Consider the following 25,825-nt stretch of genomic DNA (forward strand, 5'->3'; position numbering starts at 1 on the left):
GGCGTGCCGGAAGGCCACGGTTCGCCACCAAGTGACTACCAAGTAGCCCATAAGAGGACCGTCGCATCGTGGTCGGGTAAGCAGCCCGCACCGACCGAGGAGCCCTCGACATGACCCCGGAACTTCTGGGATTCCAGATCACCCACCGCGCGATGCGCGGTGACGTCCGCCGCCTCGCCACGCTCGCCACCCAGCTGGCCGAGGGCCGGCAGTCGGCCGACCAGACCCGTGCCCGCGCCATCGCCGATTTCATCACGACACTGAACCGGGGCATCCACCACCACCACACGATGGAGGACAAGGTGCTCTGGCCCGTCCTCGAACGGTCCGCCGGAGCCGAGGTGGACCTGCGCGACCTGAGCGACGACCACGCCGACCTCGACCCGCTGCTGGCCGAGATCGAGGGCCAGGCCGCCGCGTTCGCCTCGACCGGCGACGCCTCCGCGCTCGCCAAGTCCCTCACCCGGCTCGCCGACATGCTCGACGAGCACATCACGGAGGAGGAGCGGCTGCTCTTCCCGATCATCAGGAAGTACGTGTCCGTCGCAGACTGGCACCGGGTCGAGACGGAGGTCCGCAAGGGCGGGAACGTCAGGATCGACCTGCCGAGGATGGAGCAGTACGCCGAGCCCGACGAGATGGCCCGGCTGCGCAAGCTCGCAGGTCCCCCGCTGACGGTGATGCTCTCCCTGTTCCGGCGGGGCCACCGGCGGCGGCAGCGGCTGATCTTCGGCCCTCTCGCCGTCTCCTGATCCGGATCCTCACCCCGGATCCTCACCGCACCTCCTCGTCCCGGCCCCTCGGCGCGTCTCCTTGATCCGGATTCTCACCGCCCAAGCGCCTCGGCGGCCCTGCGCGCCCAGTGCGGTGATCCGACCCTCTCCGCGACGGCCACCGCCCGCTCGTGGTGTGCGGTCGCGTCCCGGCCGAGAAAGACGGCCAGGTCGCCCAGGATCTGGGCGACCGGCCCGAGGGTGATCGATCCCGAGTGCATCCCGGCCGGCTCACCGTCCCAGGGCAGCAGGACCTCGTAGCAGTGCTCGGCCGCCCGCCGGTCGCCCAGCGCGATCGCGTTCTCCCCGCGCAGGCCCTGCCAGAGGAGCCAGTAGTAGTCCAGGCGGGGCTCCTGGTCGGGCTGCCAGTACGTCCGCGCCTCTGCGACGCGCCCTTCGGCGGCCAGTGCCCTGACCAGGATGTCCGACATCCCCTCGGGAACGAGCGCATGCAGCGCCAGCAGCTCGGGGATGTCCTGCGGCAGGCCGCCCGCCAGCCGCGCCGCGAACCGGCCGATGGGCCCGATGATGTGGGCGTTCGCCCCTCCGGCGGCCATCATGCGGTCGGCGATGGCCAGGTAGGACCGCTCCGCGCCCTCGAAGTCACCCTTGATCAGCAGGATCAGCGTGTCGAGCATGGACAGCACACCCAGCGCGAGACCGAGCTGGCCGGTGGTGGAGTGCTCCAGGGCGCGGTCCGCGTGGTGCCTGGCGGCCGCGAGGTCGCAGCGGCCCAGGCTGACCATGAACAGGGCGTGGTGTCCCTGCATCGCGTACCCGGGCAGTCCCGCGCGGTCGCCGAGCTCGACCAGCTCACGGGCCACGACCTCCAGCTCGTCGCGGCGGTCGGGGGTCAGCAGCACGAAGTAACGGGCGTTGAGCGCCAGGCAGACGAGGTCCGTACGCCCCAGTCGTCTGGCGATCTCGACCGCCTCGGCGCTGTAGGCCCGGCAGCGCTCGTCGTCGTGCCCCTCCAGCTCGAAGACGAGCGTGGCCAGCAGCCGGCAGCGGGTCTCGTCGTCGGCGCCGTCCAGCGCCTCCACCAGCGCGTCGACGAGCGGCTGGTCCACGTGGCGGCCCGGCTGGATCGACCAGGTCACCGGCGCGTCGTACGCGGTCAACGCCCGGTTCAGACCGCCGCCCAGCCGCCGCGCGAGGGCGACGGCCCGCTCGCGGTTCTCCCTGGCGGCCAGTACGTCGCCCTCGTGCGCCTGTACGGCCACCAGCGAGCAGAGCAGGTCGAGCCGGAGCGCGTCGTCGTCGACGTGCTCCAGCGCTCCCCGGTAGAACGCCCCCGCCTCCCGATAGGAGTGCATCCCCCTCGCCTGCTCGGCCGCCGCCCTGGCGTAGGGCACCGCCCGCCCCGCCGAGGCCGGGGTGGCCGCGGCGAGCGCGTGGTGGCCCAGCGCGGTGACCTCCCCCGGTCTGACCCGCTCCAGCGCGCCGACGACCCTGCCGTGCAGCCGGGTACGGCGCAGTACGGGCGTGTCCTCGTAGAGGGTCTCCCTGACGAGCACGTGGGCGAAGCGCACCCGTCCGGGGGCGGGCTCGGTCAGCAGCCCGGTCACCACGCCCGCCTCCAGCGCTTCGAGGGCGGCGTCCTCCTCGGCGCCCTCCAGGGTGAGCAGCACGTCGACGTCGACGTCCCTCCCGACGACGGCCGCGTCCCGCAGGATCCGCTGGGCCGTCGCGGGCAACCTGGCGATCCTGCGACGGATCAGGTCGCGCACGCCCGGGGGCAGCGCGCGGGCGGCCGAGGTACCGTCCGTGGTGATCAGCCGCGCGGTCTCGCAGACGAACAGCGGGTTGCCGCCGGTCCGCTCGGCCACGGTCCGCGCGGTCACCGCGTCCACCTCCCGCCCCGAGCGCTCGCGCAGCAGCAGTGCCACGTCCTCGTCGCCGAGCCCGCCCAGGTCGATCCTGTGGGTGTCACGCCCGGCCAGGGCCGCCCAGGTCGCCCCCAGGTGCTCGACGGCCTCGGTGGGCCGGTAGGTCGCGACGATCAAGATGTCCGCCTCCGCGCCCCCCGTGGCGAGGTGGCGCAGAAGCTGGAGCGTCTCGCTGTCGGCCCGGTGCACGTCCTCCATGACCACCAGCAGCCGGGTGCCGCGCCCGACGGCCCGGGAGAGGTAGTCCCCCACCGCACGAGCCAGCAGGAACGGTCCCGCGGGCGGGGCGTCGTCGTCCAGCAGCGGTGCCAGCCGGACCGCCAGATCACTCTCCGGCGGCCGTTCCGCGGCCAGGGCGCGCAGCACCTCGCTCCACGCCCACGCGGGTGGCGCCCCACCGTCGGTCTCCGGGCACTGCCCGGTCGCGGTCAGCCAGCCGCGCTCCGCGAGCCGCCGGGCGAACGCGGTGGCCAGGGTGCTCTTACCCGCTCCCGGATCGCCGCCCAGCCACACCGTGCGCACCCCGCCCCCTCGCGCGACCGTTTCCAACGCCGCCAGTTCCTCGGTACGGCCCACAAGACTGGAAACGGGGTCGTCGAGGTCGTCGAGGGCGCCGAGGGCACGGTCTTCTCCCCCGTCACGGCCCCTGTCGTGCTCCTGGCCCCTGTCCCCGTCCCGGCCTCGGTCGAACTCCCGATCCCGGTCGTGGTTCGGGTCGCGATCATGCCCCGCCAGGTCCGGCCCCGGCCGTCCCCGACCCCCCTGACCCGGCCCCCTCACCCCGTTCCCCGCGGCATCCGAGAGCGGCGTCCGTACGCGGACGGGCGCCTTCGTCCGGTTCAGGGAGTCGGCGTGGGCCAGGATGTCGGCCTCCACCGCGCGCAGCGCGGGGCCCGGGTCGATTCCCAGCTCGTCGGCGAGGGTCTCGCGTGCCCTCCTGATCGCGCCCAGGGCGTCGGCCTGCCGCCCTGCCCGGTAGTAGGCGAGGGCGAGCAGCCGTACCGCGTTCTCCCTGAGCGGGTGGGCGCGGACGTGCCGCTCAAGCTCGACCTCCGCGTTGCGACCGAGCGCCAGCAGCGCCTCCGCCCTGTGCTCCACGGCGACGAGCCGCAGCTCTTCGAGCCGCGCGGCCTCGGGCTCCGCCCACTCGTCGCCGACGAACTCCCCGTACGCGGGTCCCTGCCAGAACCCGAGCGCCCGGTCCACCGTCTCCAGTGCCCGTGCCCCGTCCCCCTCGGCGAGCGCGGCCCCGGCGGCCTCGACCAGGCGGGGGAAGAGCCAGGCGTCCACCTGATCGGGATCCAGCCGCAGGCGGTAGCCCGGTACGGCGCTGACCAGCACCGTGGCGGGCGTGCGCGGCAGCCGTCCGGGTTCGAGCACCCGCCGCAGGTTGGACACGTAGACCTGGAGCGCGGCCAGCGCCTTCGGCGGCGGTTGCCCGCGCCACAGGTCATCGATGAAACGATCGGTGGAGACCACGTGCCCGCCCGCCGCGACGAGCCTGGCCACCACGGCCCGCTGCCGGGAGGTGCCGAGGTCCACCGTACGGCCGTTGATCTCCGCCTGGAGCGGACCAAGAACACGCAACATAACAAAAGGCAGGGTATGCGCCCTTCGGCTGCTTTTGGCAAGCCCCGAGCCCTTCCTCGCCTTGGACGAACACCGAACACTCAGCCTTCTGACGAACACCGGGGAGCACGATGTCGCAGGACCGCCGCAGGGACACGATCCGGGCGCTCGACGAGAGCGACCGGCCACACCTGTACTGGCACGGGGTGGACGGCGACGGCCACGTGTGGCTGTTCGAGACCGTCATCGACAGCGGCGGGGAGTACTGGCCCGTGAGACACGCCGAGCTTGGCTCGGACGGCATCGCCCGCACATACTCATGGCGCCACATCGAGGACGAGCACGGCTTCCTGGCCGAAGGGCCGATCTATCCCGGCGACTTCGGCCTGAACGCCCTGACCTCCCAGGAGTTCGACACCCTGTGGGCCGCGATCGGCGGATGAGATCCCCCGCGGTGACGGTCGCGCCTCCCGGCTCACCCGGTCGGAGCCGCCGCCGAGGTCTTGGCCAGAAGCCCCCTCACCCGCGGCACGACCTCCTCGCCGTAGAGGCGGATCGTGTTCATCAGCTTCTCGTGCGCGAGCGTCCCCGAGCTGTACTTGAGCTCGAAACGGTTGACGCCGAGCGTGCTCACGGTCTTCGCGATCTTCGCGGCCACCGTCTCGGGCGATCCGACGTAGAGCGAGCCCTCATCGGCCTCCGTCTCGAAACCGTCCCGGGTCGTGGGACCCCAGCCGCGCTCACGGCCGATGCGGTCGTGCAGCGCCCGATAGTGCGGCCAGAGTTCTTCGCGGGCCTGCCGGTCGGTCTCGGCGATGTGGCCCGGCGAGTGCACACCGACCGGCAACCGCTCAACCTCCAACTGGGCGAGGGCGCGGTGGTACAGGTCGACGTACGGCGCGAAACGCGCCGGCGCACCGCCGATGATCGCGAGCATGAGCGGCATCCGGTAACTCGCCGCGCGCACCACGGACTGGGGGCTGCCGCCGACGCCGATCCAGGTGCGCAGCCGGCCGGACTCCGTCTTCGGATACACGTGCTGGTCCTTCAGCCCGGCACGGAGCCGGCCCTGCCACGTGACGGGGCCCTCCTCCAGGAGATGGGAGAGCAGGTCGAGCTTCTCCTCGAACAACTCCTCGTACTGGGCCAGGTCGAAACCGAACAGCGGAAACGACTCCGTGAACGAGCCACGGCCGAGAATGATCTCCGCGCGGCCCTGGGACACCGCGTCCAGGGTCGCGAACTTCTCGAAGACCCGTACCGGGTCATCCGAGCTGAGCACGGTCACCGCGGTGCCGAGGCGGATGCGTTCGGTGCGACCGGCGATCGTCGCCAGCACGATCTCCGGCGCCGAGATCGCGAAGTCGTCCCGGTGGTGCTCCCCGACGCCGATGGCGTCGATCCCCACGCTGTCGGCGAGCACCGCCTCCTCGACGACGTTGCGGATCACCTGCGCGTACGGCAGCCGGCTTCCGTCCGCGTCGGCGGTGACGTCCCCGAACGTGTCGATCGCGAACTCAAGCGGTGCGACCATGATCCCTCTTTCCCAACGGTTTCCCAACCACCTCTCAACAGCCTCTCAAGGCTCTCACCGGCACGGGCAGTAGACGAAACCACGGCACCGGGGTGAGAATTCCGGCACGCCCGCCCTGCCCCTGACCTGGCACTTCGCACTCCGGCGCCGTGGCGGGAACTTTCTTTCGCCGAATGTCGGCCAGAATGTCGAGAACACGGTCGCCTGCTTCTACCTGTGGGTGAGAGCGTCGAGGAGGACGCTCGAACGTGAGGAGCGATGGCATGAAGTACATGATGTTGATGCAGTTCAGCGGGCAGATGCAGGACGCGGTGCCGCCGATCGACACCTGGCCCGTCGAAGACGTACAGGCCCACATCCAGTTCATGCACGACACGAACAGGAAGCTCGTCGAGGCCGGGGAGTTCGTGGACGCCCAGGGGCTCGCGGCCCCCGACCAGGCCAAGATCGTACGGGCCGGGGAGGGCGGCGCGGCCGTCATCACGGACGGCCCGTTCCCCGAGACGAAGGAGTTCCTGGTCGGTTACTGGATCGTCGACTGCGAAAGCCCCGAGCGGGCGATCGACCTCGCCGCCTACGTCTCGGCGGCCCCCGGCCCCGGCGGCAAGCCGCTGAACATGCCGATAGAGCTGCGCCAGGTGATGTCGGCCCCTCCCTCCGAGGAGCTGTGACCGCTGGACAGCCCGGTCCCCGAAGGACTGTGACCACCGGACAGCCCGGCCTCCAAGGGGTTGTGACCGTTGGATAGCCCTGCCGTCGACGACCTGCTGCGCCCGCTGGTGCCGCAGGTCGTCGGCGTGCTCACCCGGCGGTTCGGAGACTTCGCCGCCGCCGAGGACGCGGTCCAGGAGGCGCTGATCGACGCCGCGGCCCAGTGGCCGGACGAGGGCGTCCCCGCCAACCCGCGCGGATGGCTCATCCAGGTCGCGTACCGCCGGATGACCGAGCAGGTACGCAACGAGCAGGCGCGGCGCCGCCGGGAGGAGCTGGTCGCCACCCGGGAGTCCTCCGACCGGCGGACCGCTCCGTCGGCGGACGACGCGTACGAGACGGACCGGGACGACACGCTCACCACCCTGTTCCTGTGCTGCCACCCGGCGCTCACCCCGGCGTCGGCGATCGCCCTCACCCTGCGGTCCGTGGGCGGCCTGACCACGGCCGAGATCGCCAGGGCGTTCATGGTGCCCGAGTCGACCATGGCGCAGCGGATCAGCCGGGCCAAGCAGCGCATCAAGGCCTCGGGGATCCCGTTCCGCATGCCGGCTTCCCAGGAAAGGGCGCGACGGCTCGGCTCGGTGCTGCACGTGCTCTACCTCGTCTTCAACGAGGGCTACGCCAGCAGCGCCGGCCCCGACCTGCAGCGCGTTGAGCTGTCGCGCGAGGCGATCCGGCTCACCAGGATGGCCCACGACCTGCTCCCCGACGACTGCGAGGTGGCCGGGCTCCTCGCGCTGATGCTGCTCACCGACGCCCGGCGTCCCGCCCGTACCGACCCCGGCGGCACCCCGATCCCTCTCGCGGAGCAGGACAGGAGCCTGTGGAACGGCGCCGCCGTCGCCGAGGGCGTCGCGCTCATCACCGCCACCCTGGCCAGGGGCGCGGTCGGCCCCTACCAGCTCCAGGCGGCGATCGCCGCGGTCCACGACGAGGCGGCGACGGCCGAGGAGACCGACTGGCCGCAGATCCTGGCACTGTACGGCCTGCTGGAACGCATGTCCGACAACCCCATGGTCTCCCTCAACCGCGCGGTCGCCGCCGCCATGGCGCACGGCCCAGAAATCGGCCTCGACATGCTCAGGACACTCGGCGCCGACGACCGCCTGGCCGACCACCACCGCTTCTACACGGCACGGGCCCACCTCCTGGAGATGGCCGGTGACCGGCGGGCGGCCCTCGACGACTACCGCGCGGCGGCGAGTCGCACCACGAGCGCCCCGGAACGCGACTACCTCACCACCCGCGCCGCCAGACTCACCACCCCGGAGCAGCCCATGACGTGAGACCGGGGGTCACAGCGCCCCGGGAGGACCCGGGAGGACGATTTCGAAGAAGCCCTGCGCTCTGTACGTGGCGAGCTTCCTGGCCTTGCCGGTCCTGACGTTCACCGCGTAGGCGGTCATGGTCCTGTACGGCGGGTCGATCACCGCAGGCTCGTCGTCCGGCACCTCGGACAGCGGCCTGCACCGTACGGACCCGGTTAGAACCGTGACCTCCTCTGCGCTGAGCCAGGTGCGCAGCGAGATCTGGGAGACATCGGAGGGCAGGCCGCTGATCACGGTCTTCTTCCGCTTCTTGCCGGTGAGCGTGTCCATCAGAGTGAGGTCGCCATGACGGCATGGCTTCTCGACGGTACCGCGGTTCTCGATCACCGCGACGGTCTTCCCGTCGGGGGCGAGCGGGCTGAAGATGTAGTCCACCGGCAGGATGACCAATGTGGAGTCGCCCTTCGAAGAGCTCGGCCACAGGTTCGAGATCGTCCGTAGCTGTGATCTGGGCGAGTACTCCGCGAGCGTGATGGTGGCGCCGTCCCCTGACAGGCCGATGGGGACCCAGCGGTTCGGCAACTCGCGGACGACGCCGTCACGCATATCGATGAGCAGCGCGGGATCCTTGAACTCCGGGGCCTTGCTGAACGCCACGAACCGCCCGTCATCCGACAGCATCAAACGCGAGATGGTTCCCAGCCAGGCCGTCGGCACCTTGCTCGCAGCCGTCGTCTTCTGGCCCGAGGCCAGATCGCGGACCTGGAAGGTGCCTTCCTCGGCGCTGTAGTAGGCGATCTTCCGACCGTCCCGGCTGATCGCCAGAGGGCTGTCGCGCAGGCCGGTGCGGCCGGGGGCGAGGCTGGGCAGCGCCTCCTGCACGTGGTAGGTCTTGCCGCTCCGGGTGACCACCCGCCAGCCTCCGTCCCGGCAATCCGACGGCTTCTTCCCGGTGGCCGGTTCGCAGAAGGTCTTGTACGCGTGGCTCAGTGGTCCCACCCCCCGCGCGGGCAGGTCACCCTTGGAGGCGATCTCCTGTGGCTCGTCAGGCAGCAGCCGGATGGTGGCCGTCGTACCGAGAGCGATGCCCACGACCGTGGCCGCCGCGAGGAGCGAGATCACCGTACGCCGCCTGCGCTCACGCATCGCGATCGTGCGTTCTGCCAGGTCCACCTGTGGAGACTCTTCGGCCAGGTCGACGAGCACGTTCCGCAGCCAGGTCATCGGTAGGCCTCCTCGGTTTCCAGGTCGGCGAGCTTGGGCGCCAGGTCGGGCGCGAGTTCGCGTAAGCGGGCCAGCGCGTAGTGGGCCTGACTCTTCACCGTTCCGATCGAGCAGTTCAGCAGTTCGGCTGTCTCACGTTCGGTCCTGTCCTCGTAGTAGCGCAGTACGATCACCGCCCGCTGCCGGGGTGGCAGCCGCATGAGAGCCTGACGCATGACGAGCCGCACGATGGTGGAGTCCTCGCCCGAGTAGGGCCGGTCAGGTGGGTCGGCGGTCGGGAACTCGCTCCTGACCGGGCGCCGCCGCCACGAGATGTACTGGTTCAGCAGCGCCTTACGCGCGTACGCGTCGGGGCGTTCGACGCGCGACAGCCTGGACCAGCGTCCGAGCACCTTGAGCAGGACACTCTGCAGCAGGTCCTCGGCCTGGTGGGCGTCTCCCGTGAGCAGGTAGGCGGTACGCATCAGCGCCTGCTGATGGTCGGCGACGAACCCGCGGAAGCTGTCATTGCGGTCCAAGGCGACTCCTCTCAACCGTTACCGACGCCGGTGACACGTCGAAAGGTTCGGTCCCGCCTGGATGTGGCTTCGGGTCGCCTCCGAGCGTGTCGCCGTGGTCATGACGGTCTGAAATGGCTGAGGTGCCCCGGAGGTTGACGTCTGGGCCGCCGCCCGCCCCGATCTCGCCGTCTCGCTGCTGCGCTACGGCCCTCACCGGGATCCCCGTTGCCGTCGCGATCACGGGATCGGGGAATGCGCTCCGCGGGGACGGCGGTATCGAGCCGCTGACCTATGACGTAGCCGGGCGCCCGGGTTTCTAGGGCCGCACCGAAGACTCGGCTCCCCCGCCGACCTCCCGCGCGACATGCTCCAGCCGGTCTCGGTAGCCCTCCCACCATCCCTGGTCACCCAGTGCCATGGCATCGCTGTTCTTACTCAGTCCGACGGCTCCGTCGATGATCTCCCGGACGATGTCGGCGTGTCCGGCGTGGCGGTTCGTCTCGGCGATCATGTGTATCAGGATCCGGTGCAGTGTCACCTGACTCCGGTCATCCGGCCACCACGGCACCCGGCCGATCGCGTCCAGCGTCAGTGCCTCGATCGTCGCGTCCGCGTGCGTCCACACGCGGTGATACAGCCCGACGATCTCTTCGCGCGATTCATCGGCGGTCGCCCACATGTCCGCGTTGGGTTCGGCTCCGTCTTCGAACCAGGGAAGTGGCTCCACGGACGGCCGTCCGAAAGTCTCGCCGAAGTATCCGAGCTCAACGCTGGCCACATGTTTGACCAGTCCCAGCAGGTTCGTACCGGTCGGCGTCAGCGGGCGGCGGATGTCGTACTCCGAGAGCCCGTCGAGCTTCCACAGCAGGGCTTCTCGGGCGGTCCGCAGGTAGCGGTGGAGGTCCGACTTCATCCCCGATTCCGTCATAGCGGACATCCTTCCACTCCGGCGCTGACAGCAGCCCGGGGCGCCCCGACATTTCCGGACAGGCCCCTGTCACCTCGCCGTCCTGGGCCACGCCGTACCTGTGCGCCCCGCTCTCCCCGTCGACCGGGGCTCCGCCGCCCGTACGTCAGGGACGGGTCAGCCTGACGGAGAGAAAAGACGGCGTCCGGTGCAGTTTGTCGTAGGTGGCCTCGTCGATCTCTCGCAAGCCGGGTACCGGGCGCGGCTCGACGAGCCGTTCCAGGACGAATCCGGCGGCCAGCAGCTCACTCAGGAACGTCTCCAGCGGCATGCGCTGGTAGCGGATGGAGAACGAGCTTCCTTTGAGGGGAAGCTCGACCCAGTCGTCGGCGTAGTACGAGCCGCCGAAGTGGCGCCAGTCGGCCGTCGGATGGGTCGTCGAGACCAGCAGCCATCCGCCGGGCCGCAGCACGCGGCGCAACTCACCCAGCAGCTGCGCGCGACGAGTGATGTGGTGGAAAACCAGCGCGCACACGGCGCCGTCGAACGACGCGTCGTCGGCGAAGCCCAGCGGCTCCTCCAGGTCGTGCAGCCGCAGCTCGGCCCGCTCGCCCACCCGTGCCCGCGCGTGCTCCAGCAGCGTGGCGCTGCCGTCGACACCGACCACCTCGGCGCCCCGCGCCAGCAGGTCGGCGGCGTAGTGCCCGCCTCCGCAGCCGACGTCGAGGACCCTCGCACCGGCGACGTCACCCGCGAGTTCCAGCATCGCGGGCCGATCGGTGTAGGCGTTGTATGGGCTGATGTCGGCGTGCCCGGCGAAGTAGTCACCGAGCGCGTCGTGGTACGCGGTCTGCTGAGGCATCGACACATCATGGCGACGACGGCCGTTCATCCGCGAACGAATTTCCATCGTCGTGGCGGTGATCCGGGCGACACGAAGTCGGCGTCGACAGCCCTCGTCCCCAAGCTCACATCCCATCTATAGTAACCTGTAAAAACGCTATAACAGTTATTCGCATTCGGAGGTACGCACCAGGAAAGGCTCACGTACGTCAAGCCTTCAACACCAGTCGGAGGATTCGAGATGACCACCCGTAGCGATCGGAAAGCGTCCGGCCCCCTCACCGTCAAAGAGCTGTCCAAGAAGACCTGGAGCGATTTCGAGACGGTTCTCGGGAGCAACGGAGGTGCCCGCGGGTGCTGGTGCATGCACTGGCGGCTGTCCATCGCGGAGTGGACAGAAGGAAAGGGCGAGGGGAACAAGAAGGCGATGAGTCGTCTCGCCCAGGGTGACCCGGCCCCCGGTGTGGTCGTCTACGAAAACGACACGCCGGTGGCATGGTGCTCGCTCGGGCCGCGTTCGTCGTTCCCGCGACTGGAGCGCTCGCCGCTCCTCGCGAGCGTCGACGACGAGCCGGTCTGCGCGATCGCGTGCGTCTACGTGCAGAAGAAGCATCGTGGCTCCGGGCTGCTGCCGGCCGTTCTGGATGCCGTCTGCGACTACGCGGCCTCCGCGGGTTACGAGGTCGCCGAGGGCTATCCGGTCGAGCCTCGCGAAGGGAGGCGCGCGGGTGCGGACACGGCGATGACGGGAATAGCGAGCGCCTTCCTCGACGCCGGATTCTCCGAGGTGGCCCGCCCCCGCGACGATCGGCCGATCATGCGGCGGAAGCTGGGGTGACGCCCCGCATGATCGGTCGACCGGTGAATCCCTCTCCTGCGTCCAGCGGAGCAGGACGCACGCCCGCGTCACGACCTACCGGCACGTCACCGCCCTCTGCCACCGGCCGGTAGGACGGTGGCACGCGCTCGCGTCACGACACCGGCACGTCACCGCTCCCCGGCCCTACCCGCAGGTGAGGCGGTGGCGCGCGAGTTCGTCGTAGAACGGTTGGTGATACTCGGCGACGCGGCGCAGGTGCTCGTTGGTGTCGGGCGTCTCACGCCGCTCGGGCGCCTTGGCCACGAGCCCGCTGCTCTCGGCCACCTCCGCGTGCCACCGGTTCGTGCGCTGCCAGTTCGCCTGCTGACCGAGGTCCCAGCACATCGCCTCGGGCATGAACTCCAGCCCGACCCGCTCGCAGTACGCCCGGACCGTCGCCTCCGGACTGGCCACCAGGTCGTCGCCGTCGATCACCAGGGGGATCTCACCGGTCGCCGACCGCACGGCGTCGAAGATGGCGTACAGGTATTCGAATCCGTACTCCTCCAGGGTGGCCTCGGGGTTGATGGCGTAGTGCGAGGAGATCGCGCTCCGCGGTTCCCTGATCATGAAGGTGTTGATCACGTCGCCGAACAGGCGCTCGTCCTCGAACAGCGGGGTGTAGGTGTAGTCGGAGGTGTCCTTGGCGAACACCCGCCGCCCCTCGGCGTTCACCTCGAGCATCGCGTCGAGCAGCTCGATCGCCGACGTGGCGCGCCTGCCCGCGAACTCGAAGTGGCCGTCCGACTGGAGGTACGAGAACGGCTCGTGGGCCACTTCAAGGTCGCCGCGTTCGAGCATGATGCGCAGGAACGCCGTGGACCGGGATCGAGGCACGGCCCACAACACGATGGGCTTCGACGCGGCGCTCATTGCGACCACGCGGTGGGCCGGCGGTCCCAGCGGTGTTCACGCAACCGCGCCATCAGTTCCTCACCCAGGGGTTCGGCGTCGCCGGCGGCGATGTTGGCCCGTACGTGGGCGGGCTTGCGCATGCCGGGGATGACGGTGGTGACGTCGGGGTTCTGCAGGATGAAGCGCAGGGCGAGCTCGGGCATGGTCATGCCCTCGGGCACGATCCGCGCCAGCCGTTCGGCGCGCTCCACACTCGCGGCGAGGTTCTCCGGTACGAAGTAGGTGTTGCGCCAGTCGCCTTCCGGCCAGCGGGTGTCGCGGGTGAGGGTGCCGGTGAGCGTGCCCTCGTCGAAGGGCACCCGCGCGATCACCGCCACGTCCAGCTCACGGCATGCCGGGAAGAGTTCGTCTTCCGGGGCCTGATCGAAGATGTTGTAGATGACCTGTACCGCGTCGATCAGCCCGGTCTTCAGGGTCTCCAGTACGTTCCAGGGTTCCCAGCGGTTGACGCTGATGCCGACGCCTTTGATCAGCCCGCGTTCCTTCATCTCGATGACGGCTTCCTGCCAGGCCGCGTCGTGTGCCCAGGCGTCCTCCCAGACATGGAACTGGAACAGGTCGACGGACGGGGTGCCCAGCCCTTCGAGGCTGCGGTGCAGACACTCCCAGAGATAATCCGGTGGATACACGTCGGACAGCTTGGAGTCCCGGGTGGACGGCCACTCGCGATTCTTCGGCGGGGGCTTGGTCGCGATGCGGAGGCGGCGCTCCGGGTGCCTCCTCACCAACTCCCCGAGCATCCTCTCGCTTTCCCCGCGGCCGTAGATCCAGGCGGTGTCGAAGAAGTCGCACCCGAGCCGCACGGCCTCGTCCAACGCGGTGTCGCCCGTCTCGCCGTCGGCACCGGTCCATCCGCCCTCACCTCCGGCTATGCCCCACATTCCGTAGCCGACGTCGCCGACCATCCAGCCCAGTCGACCGAATCGACGCTCACGCATCGCCTCCTCCTTTCATCCAGACGGCTCGTTCAGACAGCTCGTTCAGACAGCTCGTTCAGATGGCTCGTTCAGACGGCTCGTTCAGACGGCGACCACCTCGCTCCAGCGGTTGCCGCCCGAGCCGAACCGTGTCTGCTGCACCACGTGACCGGCCGCCTTCATCCGCTCGACCCTGACGACGCCGCGGTGGACGGAGAGGGTCACGCTGCCGCCGAGCTCGCCGACGAGCCGGTCGATCGCGTCCCGCGCCGCGTACGCGGCGGGGTCGAGCCACCGTGCCTCGTACAGCGCGGCGCCCAGAACGCCCGCCAGCCGGTCGTAGAGTTCGCGGCCGGCCGCGTCGAGGCCGGCCTGCAGGACGCGGGTCCACGCGCGTTCGAGCAACTCCAGGCCGGGCGCCTCGTAGACGCCCCGGCAGACCGTGCCGATGATGCGCCGTTCGACCACGTCACGAAGCCAGACGCCGTGCCGTGACCCGATCTCGTTGGCCCGCGTCATCCACTGGACCGGGTCGGGTCCGCTGCCGTCGACGTCGACGACGCGTCCTTCGTGGAAGACGACGGTGACGGTCTCGGGCTCGGCGGAGGTCTCCCCCGGCCACCGGCTCCACCGCGGCCGAAGGCGGGTGACCGGCGTTTCCAGGTCTTCCAGCTCGGCCGACTCGTGCGAGATGCCGGCGAGGTTGGCGTCGGTGGACCGGTCGGCTCCGCTGCCATGGTCGAGGTGCAGCCCGTGCTCGGTGACCGCCGCGAGCATCGCGTCGCGATCGGGGAACCTCTCCAGCGCCCGCGGGCTCGTCCACGGCTCGACGACGGACATCTCCGGGGCGACCTGGGTGCCGTAGCGCGCGAACCGGCGCTGGTCGTTGCCGCCGCCGACACAGCCGTGGACGAACGTCCGGAATCCGTCCGCCCGCATCCTCGGCAGGACCTCGTTGACGAGCACGAAGCGGGACGCGCCGGTCGTATTCCAGTAGCCGCCGTCGTGACGGGCGCTGTAGCGCAGCAGGTCCGACGCCATGGAGGCCATCGGTGATCGTAAATCCATAACGACGACCTCGTCCCCGAAACTTCGCAGAGAAGAAACGAGTGCGTCCATATTCGTGATATCTGATTGACCGATATCGGCGAGATAGTGCCTCGTCGGCGTGGATATCTCGCGAAGCCAGACTCCGACGGCGAGGGACGAGAGCCCTCCCGATTGGAATAATCCGACCCGCGTGTTGCCGCTGACCTGCTCCACAGCCTCCTCCTTTATCCCGCCGGGCGAGATGCGACGCAATGATCAATAAGCTGACCTCATCCACACTACCCATGCACGACAATCCTTCACTCTTCACGGGTTGACGAACTCGGCGTCGACTCCCGGCGGCGCCTAAGCGATCTTTACGGACGTCCTTACAGGCCATTCAGCCAAGTCGCCCAAGGCCACCGCGAGGTGCTCCGGATTGCCCGTCGCCATTCATCGACCACGATGTCGCATTGATCATTCTTTGGTTCTCCGCTGGTCATCGTCAATTTTCGAGCGAATCCGACAGAAAACCGCGATTGAGGGATTAGCGGGCATCGGGTCGGGTACGGACGGGCATGCCTTTCACACCCCCTCTGGACGACGACTTCCTGTCACACCGGCGCCGGAGCCTTTTGTTCCGCATTCCGGGTGGTCGGACCGCGCATCCGGAATCAGCATTTGTGTCGTCACCGATTCGGATGGGATGCGAAGCCGCCACGACGAAGGGGGCTCGGATGCCCGTCGCCGCTCCACGTTGACCATGCGTTCATCTCCCCAGTTCACAGCCGCTTCAGGTCGGCCACAGCGACGTCCGAGCTTGCGAATCCGGAGCAGGTGTCCCACTATGGAAGTAACCCGTAAATTAGTTAAAGACGGTTACTTAATATTTTGTGCAGCACCCAGATCACCTGGCGTTGGGAGGAAACGCGTGGTCACCGCACGCACGGGCCGTCATGAAACGAATGCCTGTCGCCTTCGCATATCCGATCGAGATTCGGGCAGTCGCCGGACGCTACAGAAAAACGCGGCGAACACCCCTTCGCCACCCTTGTGACGCTCGCCGAGAATCGGCCCCGGCCACCTGAAGCCCACCTATCTGAATAGTGACCGATCTGCCTGACAAAGGACCTGTTGCCAGCCGAGACCATGGAAGCACGATGTCAAGCCATCAGCAGACGCACTTGATTGAAGATGCCCGAACCGCCGTTCACTTATCATTGGGGCCGCAGCATGCGTTCCCCCGGCAAAGCACAGTTCTCGACCTGTTCCACGAGCATCGGGAGAACACACCGGACCGTCCCGCAATTCGCTATCGGGACATGACGATGAGCTACGCCGCCCTCGACGCCGCGGCCAACACAACGGCCAATCGACTGATCGGCAACGGCGTACTGACACGACATTTGATACCCGTGCTGATAGCGGAAGGACGCGAATTCCCGGCCGCGCTCCTCGGGGTGATGAAAACAGGCTCGGCGTTCGTTCCGCTGGATCCCTCCTGGCCGATGGACCGGCTCAGGGCGATCATCGCCGAACTCTCGCCACCCGCCGTCCTGGTGTCGCCGACGACGGTGGAGACGATCACCGAACTGCAATTATCCATTCCGACGGTAATTGTCGACTGCTCGAAACCACCGCGTGATCCGGCCGACCTGGAACCGCCGCCCGCCGACCGTGCACCCGGGCCGGAAGACCTGATCTACGGGTTCTACACCTCCGGCTCGACGGGCATGCCCAAGTGCGCGCTCAACCACCACCGCGGCCTGGTCAACAGGTTGACCGCGATGTCGCGCCGGTTCGGTGACGGTGCCGGCCACGTGACGCTGCAGAACAGCCGGTCCACGTTCGACTCCTCGATGTGGCAGGTGTTGTGGCCGCTGACATCGGGTGGGCAGGTCGTGCTGCCGGACCGCGACGGGATCCTCGACCTTGAGGAGACCGCGGTGACCATCGGCCGCTACGGCGTCACGATGACCGACTTCGTCCCCTCCGTGCTCACGGCGTTCGTCTCCCTGCTGGAGGCGCGCGAGGATCTGCGCGCCGCGACGTCGAGCCTGCGCCGCATGCTGATCGGCGGGGAGACGGCCGGCCCCGCCGTGGTGCACCGGCTGCGCGCGCTGCTGCCCGACCTCAAGGTCACCAACACGTTCGGGCCGACGGAGTGTTCGATCGGGTCGGTGTTCCACGACGTCACGGACGCCGACGTCGACCGGATCCCGCTCGGGCGCCCCATCGACAACACCGCCGCGATCGTCCTCGACGAGGATCTCAGGCCCCTCCCCAAGAACACCCCCGGCGAGCTGTACCTCGGCGGCGAGTGTGTCGGAGCGGGCTACCTCAACGATCCCGAGCGCACCGCGCGGGTGCTCGTGGCCAACCCGTTCCCGGAGATCCCCGGCGAAAGGCTGTACCGGACGGGCGACCTGGCGCGGGTCGGCGAGGACGGGCTGCTGCACTTCAACGGCCGGCTCGACGAGCAGGTCAAGATCGGTGGGGTACGGGTGGAACTCGGCGACGTCTCATCGGCCCTCGCCGGCCATCCGCTCGTCGGCGACGCGATGGCGGTCGTGCTCGGCGAGGCCCCCGAGGCCGCCCTGGTCGGTTGCGTCACGCCACGGTCGCCGGACGAGACACCCTCCGCGGAGCGACTTCGCGCGTACGCGGCGGAGAAACTACCGGCCGAGCAGGTCCCGCACCAGATCGTGGTGCTCGACGCGCTCCCGCTCAACCGCAACGGCAAGGCGGACCGCAAGGCGCTGGCCGCGCTCATCGTGGCCGAGACGGCACGGCAGGAAGGCCCGGCCGAGCGGATCGAGCCGCCGGCCAGCCCGATGGAGGAGCTGCTCTGTTCGGCATGGCGCGAGGTGCTTGAACGGGAACAGGTCTCGGTGGTCGTCCCCTTCTCCGACTACGGGGGCACCTCGCTGAGCGCCTACCGGCTCACCACCGCCGTCAGTGAGCGGCTGGGCAGGCCGGTGCGGCCCAGGGACCTGCTCGTCGAGTCGACCGTGCGCGCACAGGCCGCGCGGCTGGCCGAGGGCGTCGACGACGACAGCGCCGAACTCGCCTACATCAAGCACGACCTGACGTGGCGTCCGCCCCGGACACTGTTGCTCACCGGCGCGACCGGGTTCATCGGGGCGCACATCTTCGCCGAGTTGCTGACGCGCTCCGACGTCGAGCTGATCTGCCTGGTACGCAGCTCCGACCCCTCGGAAGGCGCCCGGCGGCTGACCGAGGCCCTCGACCGGTACGGGCTCACCTCCGCCTGGCAGCAGCTACCGGCGGCGATCAGAGCCGGACGGGTCGAGGTCGTCCCCGGCGACCTGGGCAGCGAGCTGCTCGGCCTGCCGCAGTGGCGCTTCGACGCGATCGCGTCGGCCGTGTCCGGTGTCGTCAACGCCGCGGGCGCGGTGAACTTCCTGTTCGGCTATCTGGACCACCGCCCGGCCAATGTGCTCGGCGTGCAGGAGCTCATCAAACTCGCGTCGAGCGGTGCCCGCCTGCACACCCTGTCCACCCTGAGCATCTTCGCCCCCACCGAGCAGGCCACTTCGCGCTTCACCGAGGACCAGATCCCGGTGCTGGACCAGGTCGCCGCAGACGGCTACAACAGATCGAAGTACGTCGCGGAGAACCTGCTCGCCGACGCGCACCGCCAGGGCGTCAGCTCGGTGGTGTACCGCCTCGGTGAGGTCTGGCCGCACCGGACGACAGGCGTGGCCAACCCCGATTCACTCGCACACAACCTGTTGTACGCGTGCGCGCGCACCGGATGCGTGTTCCCCACGGAGGCCGAGACCGACGTGACGCCGGTGGACGTGGTCGGCCGGTTCGTGGCGGGCGCCGCGATCGGCGACATCGAGGTGCCCGACGGCGCGATGCACGTGCTGTGGCCGACGAGGCTGCGCTTCGCCGACGCGTTCGACGTGCTCACCGCCCGATGCGGGCTCGACCGGGTCGGCTACGCGCAGTTCCGCGACCGCCTGGAGGCGATCGCCGAGCCCGACGAGCGGCTCGCCGGGCTGCACCTGCTGTTGCCGCCCGCGGCCACCGGCCGTGACGCGGCGCCGGTCGAGTTCGACCGGATGTTCACCGACTGCTCCCGGCACTTCGACACCTGGCGGTTCGACCGGCACGCGGCCTCGCTCGCGCGGCCGACGGTGGACGGGCTCGGGACGCTCGATCGCTACCTCACTCAACTAACCGACATTTCCGCCTTCGTACCTCAAGAAAGGTAGGCGTTGTGGAAGAGAAGTTCGCCGTGGTGATCAACCACGAGGAGCAGTACTCGATCTGGCCCGCCGGCCGGGAGATCCCGCCCGGCTGGCGCGAGGCCGGGGTCGAGGGCGACAAGGGCGAGTGCCTGGAACACATCGCGCGGGTGTGGACCGACCTGCGACCGCTGAGCGTGCGACGGTGAAGAAGGAGAAGGAGATCATGGCAAACCCGGAAGAGCGTAACGTCGCCGACATCAGACGCGCCCTGCTGGAGAGGAAGGTCCGCCAGCGTGTGGCGGAGAAGGCCGAACGGGAACGGATCGTCGCCGTCCCGCGCACCGACAAGATGGCGATCGCCGAGCAGCAGCGATTCCTGTGGTTCCTGCACCAGATGGTCGCGGGCGCACCGGTCTACAACGTGCCGTTCGCGATGCGCCTGCGCGGGCCGCTCGACGTGGCCGCCCTCTCCGAGGCGCTGCGCGGGATCGTCGCGCGGCACGAGAGCCTGCGCACCCGGTTCGGCGACGAGCACGGCGTGCCGTTCCAGGTGGTCGATCCGCCGCCGGAGACGTGGGACCTGCCGGTCACCGACGGGACCGAGGAGTCCGTTCAGGAGTGGATCGACGCTCAGGTGCGCGAGGAGTTCGACCTGCGCAACAAGCCGCCGTACCGGTTCGCCGTGCTGCGCCTGGGCCCCGAGGACCACGTGCTGTCCATCGTCTGGCATCACATCGTCATCGACGGATGGTCCTCGCGCCAGTTCGCCGAGGAGCTGACCGCCCGCTACACCGATCCGAGCGGCTCGCAGTTCCCCGAGCTGAGCCTCCAGCCCGCCGACTTCGCGGCCTGGCAGCGGCTCTGGCTGCTCAGCGAGGAGCCGGCCAAGCAGATCGACTCCTGGCGTTCCGCCCTGGACGGGATGGAACCGCTGGAGTGGCGCGGCGACCGGGAGCGTCCGTCGGCGCCCACCGGGGCCGGCCGCATCTACGAGGGCCGCCTGCCCGACGATCTCGCGCGAGGGATCCGCGACCTGGCCCAGGCCGAGAACGTCTCCCTGCTCGCCCTCACGATGGCCGGATACCAGGTCGTGATCAACCGCTACACCGGCCAGGAGGACATCGCGCTCGGATCGGTCTTCTCCGGACGGACCCGCTCGGAGACCGAACCCATGATGGGGTTCTTCGCCAACACGGTGGCGGTCCGCGGGAACCTCGGGGGCAATCCGGTGTTCCGCGAGTTGGTGCACACCACCAACGACACCGTCCTGGACGCGATGGCCCGCCAGGACATGCCGTTCGGCCGGATGATCGAGGAGCTCGGCCCGGAGCGGATCCCGGGACGGAATCCGCTGGTCGCGCACCTGTTCACGCTGCTGCCCGAGTCGATGATCGCGCGCTGGAGCCTGCCCGGCGTGGACGTCGAGATGCTGACCCCGCAACCGGAGACGACCAGGTTCGACCTCACGTTCCAGATCAACGACCTGCCTGACGGCGGATTGGGCGTGTGGATCGAATACTCCTCCGAGCTGTTCGACCACGAGCGGGTCGAGCGCCTGGTGGAACACTTCACGACGATCATGAACGACGCGCTGTCCAGGCCGGACGCCCGGATCGACTCGCTGGACATCATGCCCAACAGCGAGTACCTGCGCGTGCTCACCGAATGGAACCCCGAGCCCGGCGAGCGCGACGAGCGCCTGCTGCACGAACTGGTCGCGGCGCGCGTGGCCGAGGCGCCCGACGCGGTCGCGATGCGTTTCGCCGGAGAGGACCTCACCTACGCGCAGCTGGACGAGCGCTCCAACCGGCTGGCGCACGCGCTCGTCGAGGAGTTCAAGGTGGCGCCGGGGAGCGTGGTCGGGGTGCTGCTCGACCGCGGCTTCGACCTGCCGGCCGCCGAGCTCGGCGTGCTCAAGGCGGGCGGGGCGTGGCTGCCGCTCGACCCGCAGTATCCGCCGGAGCGGCTCGCCTACCAGCTCGGCGACGCCGATGTGGTCGCGGTCGTGACGACCTCGGATCTCGTGGACCTGCTGCCCTCGAACGTGGGGCGGATCCTGCTGGACACCGACGCGCTCGACGGACGAGAGGTCTCGCCGCCTTCTGTGCACGTGGCGCAGGAGGACACCGCCTACGTCATCTACACCTCGGGCTCGACCGGCACCCCCAAGGGAGTGATGGTCCCCCACCGGGCGGTCGCGAACTTCTGCACCACCTTCCAGCGGATGTTCTCGGTGACGCCGGACGACCGGATCCTGCAGTTCTCCAACCCCGCCTTCGACGTGAGCGTGTCGGACGTCTTCTCGACGCTCACCGCCGGCGCGACCATCGTGGGCGCGCCGCGCTCCGAGCTGCTCGACCCCGAAACGCTGCAGGCGCTGCTCGCCCGCGAGCGGGTGACGATGGTGGACATCCCTCCGGCCGTGCTCGGGCTGCTCGATCCGTCCGCCCTGGACGACCTGCGGGTGTGCTTCATCGGCATGGAGCCGTTCGGCCCCGACCTGGTCAACAGGTGGCGCAAGCCGGGGCGCGAGTTCCACAACGGATACGGCCCGACGGAGGTCACCGTGACGTGCGTGGACTACCTGTGCCCGCCGGAGCCTCTGGACGGACCGCCGCCGATCGGCCGGGCGATGGCCAACCAGCGCGCCTACGTCCTGGACAGGGGGCTGCGGCCCGTGCCGGTCGGCGTTCCCGGGGAGCTCTACATGGCGGGCGCCGGTCTCGCCGTCGGCTACCTCGGTCGGCCGGACCAGACCGCCGAGAAGTTCCTGCCCGACCCGTTCGCCGCCACGCCGGGCGAGCGCATGTACGCCACCGGTGACCTGGCGCGCTGGAACGGCGAAGGCAACCTGGAGTTCCTGGGCCGGGTCGACCGTCAGGTGAAGCTGCGCGGGCTGCGCGTGGAGCTCGGCGAGATCGAGCACGCCATCGAGAGCTTCGACGGCGTGCGGCAGTGCGTCGTGACCGTGCGCGACGCGGGCACCACGTCGGCGTGGCTCGCCGCCTACGTGGTCGGCGAGTTCGAGCCGGACGCGCTGCGCGAACACCTGGCCGGGCGGCTGCCCCTGCACATGGTGCCCACCGACTACGTGCGGCTGGACCGGCTCCCGCTCACCTCCACGGGAAAGGTGGACCAGACGAAGCTGCCCGACCCTCGCCCCGAGGGAGAGTCGGGACAGGTCGAGCTGACCACCGAGACGCAGCGCCGGCTCGCCGATATCTGGCAGAGCCTGCTGAGCCTCGACCCCGGGAGCGTCGGCGCTCAGGACAACTTCTTCGTCCTCGGCGGCAACTCGCTGCAGGTCACCCAGATGATCTCGCGGGTGCGCGACGCCTTCCAGGTGACGCTCGACCCGCGACGGCTGTTCAGCTACCCGCTGCTCAGCCAGTTCGCCGCCCAGGTCGACGACGCGCAGCGCGCGCTGCTCGGCGACGACGAGGTGGCGCAGCTGGAGGCCCAGGTCGCCGATCTGTCCGAGGAGGAACTCGACCGGCTGCTGAAAGAGTCGAGCTGATGGGCGGTTCGCGTCCCTCCACCCTGGAGGAGAAACGAGACGCGCTGCTGCGACTCCGACTCCGGCGCAAACGGGAGGAGGCCCTCTCTCTGCGGAGGGCCCCCTCCGCCCCGGCGGAGGAGCGGCCGCCGCCCACGTCTCCGCTGGTGCCGCTCAGTCACGGGGGCACGAAACCACCGCTGTTCCTCGTACACGCGGCGGGCGGATCGGTGGCGCCCTACGTCGCACTCGCCGCGCTGCTGGGCGACGACCGGCCCGTCTACGCGCTGGAGGACCCGGGACTGCACGGCGGCGTGACCAAGGGACGGCGGCTGTCCGAGCTCGCGGCCACCTACCTCGCCGCAGTCCGCGAGGTCCGGCCCGACGGGCCGCTGCACCTGGGCGGCTGGTCGGTCGGCGGAGCGGTGGCGCTCGACATGGCGCGCCAGGACGGCGACGTCGCCGTGACGTTCGCGCTCGACACCGCTCTCCCCGACGAACCGTCCCATCCTTGCGACGACGAGCTGCGGGCGTGGTTCGCCGCCGACGTCGCGGAGATGGGCGCGGAACCGGACGCCACCGAGATGGCCGAACGGTTCCCGGTGTTCGCCGCGAACGTACGCGGGCTCCTGACGTTCCGTCCTTCGCGGGTGGACGGCCGGGTGGTGCTGCTGTGCGCCGAGGACGCCGACCCGGACAAGCTCGACAGATGGCGTGCCTACGCCGACGAGATCCAGGTGGTGCGGGGCGACCACTACACCATGCTCCAACCAGCACACGTCGAGACCCTGGCGGACGTGATGCGCGACAGATTAAGCGAGGTGAGTGTCCGATGATGCCGGCCTTCACGCCAGAGCAGGACGGCTTCCGGCAAGAGGTCTGCGGGCTGTTGTGCGAGGAAGCGGTGAGCGCGGAGATCGCACAGTCCCGGCGGATGCCGTACGGGCAGGAGAGCGGCCTGCTCGACGTGCATCGGCGACTGGGCAAGCTCGGCTGGCTCGCGATCAACTGGCCCGAACGTTACGGCGGATCGGACGCCACGATCGTGGAGAAGGCGATCCTCACCGAGGAGATGATCCGCCACGGCGTCCCCGAGAACGTGCACTCGCTCGGCATCGACATCGTCGGGAACGCCATTCACCTGTTCGGCACGCCGGAGCAGAAGGAGCGGTTCCTGCCGGGCCTCGCACGCGGCGAGATCACGGCCAACGTGCTGTTCAGCGAGCCCGATGTCGGATCCGACCTCGCGTCGCTGACCACGCGCGCCGAGCCGGACGGCGACGGCTGGCGCCTGCACGGGCGGAAGATCTACAACATGAAGGCGCAGCACAGTGAGTTCGCGCTGTGCGCGGCCCGCACGTCGACCGGCCCGGTGAACTTCTCGGGGATCACGCTCTTCCTGGTACCGCTGCAGAGCCTGGGCACGGTCATCGAGCCGGTGTGGAACCTGTCCGAGGAGCGGTTCGACCTGGTGACGCTCAACGGAATCCGGATCGGGCGCGAGGACGTGCTCGGCGAGGTCGACGACGGGTGGCAGGTGCTGGGCAAGGTGCTCCCGCTGGAGCGCACCGGGCTGGACCACTCGGCCAAGGCCGAGCGCACGCTGTCCGCGCTGCGCGAGCACGCGCCGCCCGGCTGCGAGGAGCGGCTGGTCCAGCTCGAAACCCGGGTGCGCGCGGCCCGCCTGCTGGCGTGGCGGTGCATAACCAACCTGCACGAGGGACGGCCCGACGAGGTGCACTCGGCGATCGCCAAGTGGTACACGTCGGAGACGGCCAAGGAGGTGTCGCTGGCGGCGGTCGAGCTGCTCGGACCACGGGCGCTGCTGGACGCACGCGACCCCGAGGCCCTCGCCGAGGGCGTCTTCGACGCCGCGTTCCGCGAGGCTCCGGGACTCACGCTCGCCCAGGGCTCCTCGGAGATCATGCTCTACTTCGTCGCCACATCGAAATTGGGGTTGCCGTCATGACCACAGTGGAGACCACGGCGTTCACCGACTTCTTCGACGGGGATCTGGCTCCGCTGGTGCGGCGGATGACCGATCGGCCTCGCCCTGCGGGTGGGGAGACCGACGACGAGAGCCGCGAAACCCGCGCGATGGTGTGGGAAGGACTGGTCGGGCTCGGCGCGCTGCACACCTCTGACACCGTACGGCTCGCCGAGCTACTCGGATCGGTGCTTTACCAGGGGCCGCTGCTCGACACGCTCACCGCGCGAGAGCTGTTCCCCGACGACATCGGCGAAGAACCGGTGGCGCTCGCGGTCGCGGCCGAGCCATGGTCCGACCAGGACGGTGCGATCTCCGCGAGGCGGGCCTTCGTCGGGTTCGCGGCGGAGGTCGACCACTTCGTCGTGGGCGAGGTCGGCGCGGGTGGAGCCGGCGTGAACGGAGCCGACGTGAACGGAGCAGGCGTCGGCCGAGCCGACGCGGGTGGAGCCGACGCGGGCCGCGCCGGCATGAACGGAGCCGGCGCGGGCCGATCCGGCACCACCGGACCGCGCCTCGCGCTCGTGCGTGCCGACCATCCGTCCATCACGATGCGGCGCTACGAGGAGACGAGCCGGGGCGAGACGTACCAGGTCGAGTTCGAGGGCACGCCCGCGGTCGCCCGGACCGACTCCTCCACCGCGTGGGAGACGGCGCTCGCCAACGCGCGGGTGCGCCAGGCGGCGTATCTGGTGGGCCTCGCCCAGGCGGCGCTCGACCACGCCGTCGACCACGCCAGGACACGCCGCCAGTTCGGCCAGCCGATCGGCAAGTTCCAGGCCCTGGCCTTCCGGCTCAGCGAGCTGTCGATGCACATCGACGCGACGCGCCTGCTGGTGCACGACCGCGACGCGGCCGCGCACGCGGCGGCCAACCTCGCGGCGGCCTCGGACCTGGCCCGTACGGTCACGACGCGGACCATGCAGATCCACGGTGCCGCGGGCATGCGGTCCGACAACGACGCGCAGCTGTACTACAGGTGGGCGGCGGCCGAATCGGTACGGCTCGGCACACCGTCCCGGTTGCGGCGCGAAAGCCAGGAAACACGATGACGGAGGCCGCGGCGGCCGGGGGGGGGGGGGGGCCCCCCCCCGCCCCCCCCCCCCCCCCCCCCCCCCCCCCCCCGCCCCCCCCCCCCCCCGCCCCCCCCCCCCCCCCCCCCCCCCCCCCCCCCCCCCCCC

General features: G+C 69.8%; 20 protein-coding genes. 11 read left to right on the forward strand and 9 right to left on the reverse strand.

Annotation, left to right across the window (positions count from 1 at the left end):
- The first annotated feature begins 110 nt into the window (after positions 1 to 110).
- Positions 111 to 752, forward strand: coding sequence for a hemerythrin domain-containing protein (locus ACIBH4_RS10645; protein ID WP_362503790.1), 642 nt, complete (start codon positions 111 to 113; stop codon positions 750 to 752).
- A gap of 74 nt (positions 753 to 826) precedes the next feature.
- Here the strand turns inward: ACIBH4_RS10645 and ACIBH4_RS10650 are convergent, their stop codons facing one another.
- Positions 827 to 4,252, reverse strand: a complete 3,426-nt coding sequence (locus tag ACIBH4_RS10650; protein ID WP_362764921.1) for a BTAD domain-containing putative transcriptional regulator — start codon at positions 4,250 to 4,252, stop codon at positions 827 to 829.
- A gap of 110 nt (positions 4,253 to 4,362) precedes the next feature.
- Between ACIBH4_RS10650 and ACIBH4_RS10655 the strand changes: the two genes are divergently transcribed.
- Entirely contained in the window at positions 4,363 to 4,674 is a 312-nt protein-coding gene (locus ACIBH4_RS10655) for a hypothetical protein (protein WP_362503796.1), read from the forward strand.
- A gap of 32 nt (positions 4,675 to 4,706) precedes the next feature.
- Here ACIBH4_RS10655 and ACIBH4_RS10660 read toward each other — a convergent pair whose 3' ends face one another.
- Positions 4,707 to 5,765, reverse strand: a complete 1,059-nt coding sequence (locus tag ACIBH4_RS10660; RefSeq protein WP_362503799.1) for an LLM class flavin-dependent oxidoreductase — start codon at positions 5,763 to 5,765, stop codon at positions 4,707 to 4,709.
- Between the two features lie 263 nt (positions 5,766 to 6,028).
- Here ACIBH4_RS10660 and ACIBH4_RS10665 point away from each other — a divergent pair, with 263 nt between their 5' ends.
- Together ACIBH4_RS10665 and ACIBH4_RS10670 are read left to right on the forward strand one after the other, a co-directional pair.
- Positions 6,029 to 6,436, forward strand: coding sequence for a YciI family protein (locus ACIBH4_RS10665; protein ID WP_362503802.1), 408 nt, complete (start codon positions 6,029 to 6,031; stop codon positions 6,434 to 6,436).
- A gap of 69 nt (positions 6,437 to 6,505) precedes the next feature.
- A complete protein-coding gene (locus ACIBH4_RS10670; RefSeq protein WP_362764918.1) occupies positions 6,506 to 7,765 on the forward strand; it encodes a sigma-70 family RNA polymerase sigma factor in 1,260 nt (419 codons plus the stop codon).
- 9 nt (positions 7,766 to 7,774) lie between these two features.
- On the opposite strand, the gene ACIBH4_RS10675 is transcribed toward ACIBH4_RS10670, so the two are convergent.
- The 4 genes from ACIBH4_RS10675 to ACIBH4_RS10690 form a co-directional block, all read right to left on the reverse strand.
- Positions 7,775 to 8,971 carry a hypothetical protein gene (locus tag ACIBH4_RS10675; protein WP_362503808.1) on the reverse strand — a complete coding sequence of 399 codons (1,197 nt, stop codon included), beginning with the start codon at positions 8,969 to 8,971 and terminating at the stop codon, positions 7,775 to 7,777.
- Positions 8,968 to 9,489, reverse strand: coding sequence for a SigE family RNA polymerase sigma factor (locus tag ACIBH4_RS10680; RefSeq protein WP_362503811.1), 522 nt, complete (start codon positions 9,487 to 9,489; stop codon positions 8,968 to 8,970). The genes ACIBH4_RS10675 and ACIBH4_RS10680 overlap by 4 nt, the downstream gene beginning before the upstream one ends.
- A 298-nt stretch (positions 9,490 to 9,787) precedes the next feature.
- Entirely contained in the window at positions 9,788 to 10,384 is a 597-nt protein-coding gene (locus tag ACIBH4_RS10685; RefSeq protein ID WP_362764915.1) for a DinB family protein, read from the reverse strand.
- 160 nt (positions 10,385 to 10,544) lie between these two features.
- Entirely contained in the window at positions 10,545 to 11,240 is a 696-nt protein-coding gene (locus ACIBH4_RS10690) for a class I SAM-dependent methyltransferase (protein WP_362503817.1), read from the reverse strand.
- 222 nt (positions 11,241 to 11,462) lie between these two features.
- Here ACIBH4_RS10690 and ACIBH4_RS10695 point away from each other — a divergent pair, with 222 nt between their 5' ends.
- Complete coding sequence (locus ACIBH4_RS10695) at positions 11,463 to 12,059, forward strand: GNAT family N-acetyltransferase (RefSeq protein WP_362503820.1); 597 nt, start codon at positions 11,463 to 11,465, stop codon at positions 12,057 to 12,059.
- Between the two features lie 165 nt (positions 12,060 to 12,224).
- Here the strand turns inward: ACIBH4_RS10695 and ACIBH4_RS10700 are convergent, their stop codons facing one another.
- From ACIBH4_RS10700 to ACIBH4_RS10710, 3 genes are all read right to left on the reverse strand, one after another.
- Positions 12,225 to 12,953, reverse strand: coding sequence for a sulfotransferase family protein (locus ACIBH4_RS10700; RefSeq protein WP_362764913.1), 729 nt, complete (start codon positions 12,951 to 12,953; stop codon positions 12,225 to 12,227).
- Complete coding sequence (locus ACIBH4_RS10705) at positions 12,950 to 13,933, reverse strand: aldo/keto reductase (protein WP_362503826.1); 984 nt, start codon at positions 13,931 to 13,933, stop codon at positions 12,950 to 12,952. The genes ACIBH4_RS10700 and ACIBH4_RS10705 overlap by 4 nt, the downstream gene beginning before the upstream one ends.
- Positions 13,934 to 14,014: 81 nt before the next feature.
- The gene (locus ACIBH4_RS10710; RefSeq protein ID WP_362503829.1) at positions 14,015 to 15,175 is read right to left on the reverse strand and encodes an argininosuccinate synthase domain-containing protein; all 1,161 of its coding nucleotides are present in this window, start codon (positions 15,173 to 15,175) and stop codon (positions 14,015 to 14,017) included.
- Positions 15,176 to 16,101: 926 nt separating this feature from the next.
- On the opposite strand from ACIBH4_RS10710, the gene ACIBH4_RS10715 reads away from it, so the two are divergent.
- From ACIBH4_RS10715 to ACIBH4_RS10740, 6 genes are read left to right on the forward strand one after another with little or no spacing between them, the layout of a single operon-like run.
- Positions 16,102 to 19,185, forward strand: a complete 3,084-nt coding sequence (locus ACIBH4_RS10715) for an amino acid adenylation domain-containing protein (RefSeq protein WP_362503832.1) — start codon at positions 16,102 to 16,104, stop codon at positions 19,183 to 19,185.
- A gap of 5 nt (positions 19,186 to 19,190) precedes the next feature.
- Entirely contained in the window at positions 19,191 to 19,367 is a 177-nt protein-coding gene (locus ACIBH4_RS10720; protein ID WP_350942859.1) for an MbtH family protein, read from the forward strand.
- Positions 19,368 to 19,384: 17 nt separating this feature from the next.
- On the forward strand, positions 19,385 to 22,678 hold the full coding sequence (locus ACIBH4_RS10725; protein ID WP_362764910.1) for an amino acid adenylation domain-containing protein: 3,294 nt from the start codon (positions 19,385 to 19,387) through the stop codon (positions 22,676 to 22,678).
- Positions 22,678 to 23,493 carry an alpha/beta fold hydrolase gene (locus ACIBH4_RS10730; protein WP_362503838.1) on the forward strand — a complete coding sequence of 272 codons (816 nt, stop codon included), beginning with the start codon at positions 22,678 to 22,680 and terminating at the stop codon, positions 23,491 to 23,493. Before ACIBH4_RS10725 ends, ACIBH4_RS10730 begins: the two co-directional genes overlap by 1 nt.
- A complete protein-coding gene (locus ACIBH4_RS10735) occupies positions 23,490 to 24,626 on the forward strand; it encodes an acyl-CoA dehydrogenase family protein (protein ID WP_362764907.1) in 1,137 nt (378 codons plus the stop codon). Before ACIBH4_RS10730 ends, ACIBH4_RS10735 begins: the two co-directional genes overlap by 4 nt.
- The gene (locus ACIBH4_RS10740) at positions 24,623 to 25,696 is read left to right on the forward strand and encodes an acyl-CoA dehydrogenase family protein (RefSeq protein WP_362503844.1); all 1,074 of its coding nucleotides are present in this window, start codon (positions 24,623 to 24,625) and stop codon (positions 25,694 to 25,696) included. Before ACIBH4_RS10735 ends, ACIBH4_RS10740 begins: the two co-directional genes overlap by 4 nt.
- Positions 25,697 to 25,825: the final 129 nt, after the last annotated feature.

This window comes from Streptosporangium sp. NPDC050284, assembly GCF_044459525.1.
Lineage (GTDB): Bacteria > Actinomycetota > Actinomycetes > Streptosporangiales > Streptosporangiaceae > Streptosporangium.

Excerpts from the sequence above, each read along its gene's own strand:
- ACIBH4_RS10665 (WP_362503802.1), top strand. The coding sequence starts at position 6,029 with ATGAAGTACATGATGTTGATGCAGTTCAGCGGGCAGATGCAGGACGCG.
- ACIBH4_RS10690 (WP_362503817.1), bottom strand. The coding sequence starts at position 11,240 with ATGCCTCAGCAGACCGCGTACCACGACGCGCTCGGTGACTACTTCGCC.
- ACIBH4_RS10715 (WP_362503832.1), top strand. The coding sequence starts at position 16,102 with ATGTCAAGCCATCAGCAGACGCACTTGATTGAAGATGCCCGAACCGCC.
- ACIBH4_RS10700 (WP_362764913.1), bottom strand. The coding sequence starts at position 12,953 with ATGAGCGCCGCGTCGAAGCCCATCGTGTTGTGGGCCGTGCCTCGATCC.
- ACIBH4_RS10730 (WP_362503838.1), top strand. The coding sequence starts at position 22,678 with ATGGGCGGTTCGCGTCCCTCCACCCTGGAGGAGAAACGAGACGCGCTG.
- ACIBH4_RS10695 (WP_362503820.1), top strand. The coding sequence starts at position 11,463 with ATGACCACCCGTAGCGATCGGAAAGCGTCCGGCCCCCTCACCGTCAAA.
- ACIBH4_RS10685 (WP_362764915.1), bottom strand. The coding sequence starts at position 10,384 with ATGAAGTCGGACCTCCACCGCTACCTGCGGACCGCCCGAGAAGCCCTG.
- ACIBH4_RS10655 (WP_362503796.1), top strand. The coding sequence starts at position 4,363 with ATGTCGCAGGACCGCCGCAGGGACACGATCCGGGCGCTCGACGAGAGC.
- ACIBH4_RS10660 (WP_362503799.1), bottom strand. The coding sequence starts at position 5,765 with ATGGTCGCACCGCTTGAGTTCGCGATCGACACGTTCGGGGACGTCACC.
- ACIBH4_RS10705 (WP_362503826.1), bottom strand. The coding sequence starts at position 13,933 with ATGCGTGAGCGTCGATTCGGTCGACTGGGCTGGATGGTCGGCGACGTC.
- ACIBH4_RS10740 (WP_362503844.1), top strand. The coding sequence starts at position 24,623 with ATGACCACAGTGGAGACCACGGCGTTCACCGACTTCTTCGACGGGGAT.
- ACIBH4_RS10645 (WP_362503790.1), top strand. The coding sequence starts at position 111 with ATGACCCCGGAACTTCTGGGATTCCAGATCACCCACCGCGCGATGCGC.
- ACIBH4_RS10675 (WP_362503808.1), bottom strand. The coding sequence starts at position 8,971 with ATGACCTGGCTGCGGAACGTGCTCGTCGACCTGGCCGAAGAGTCTCCA.
- ACIBH4_RS10725 (WP_362764910.1), top strand. The coding sequence starts at position 19,385 with ATGGCAAACCCGGAAGAGCGTAACGTCGCCGACATCAGACGCGCCCTG.
- ACIBH4_RS10735 (WP_362764907.1), top strand. The coding sequence starts at position 23,490 with ATGATGCCGGCCTTCACGCCAGAGCAGGACGGCTTCCGGCAAGAGGTC.
- ACIBH4_RS10650 (WP_362764921.1), bottom strand. The coding sequence starts at position 4,252 with ATGTTGCGTGTTCTTGGTCCGCTCCAGGCGGAGATCAACGGCCGTACG.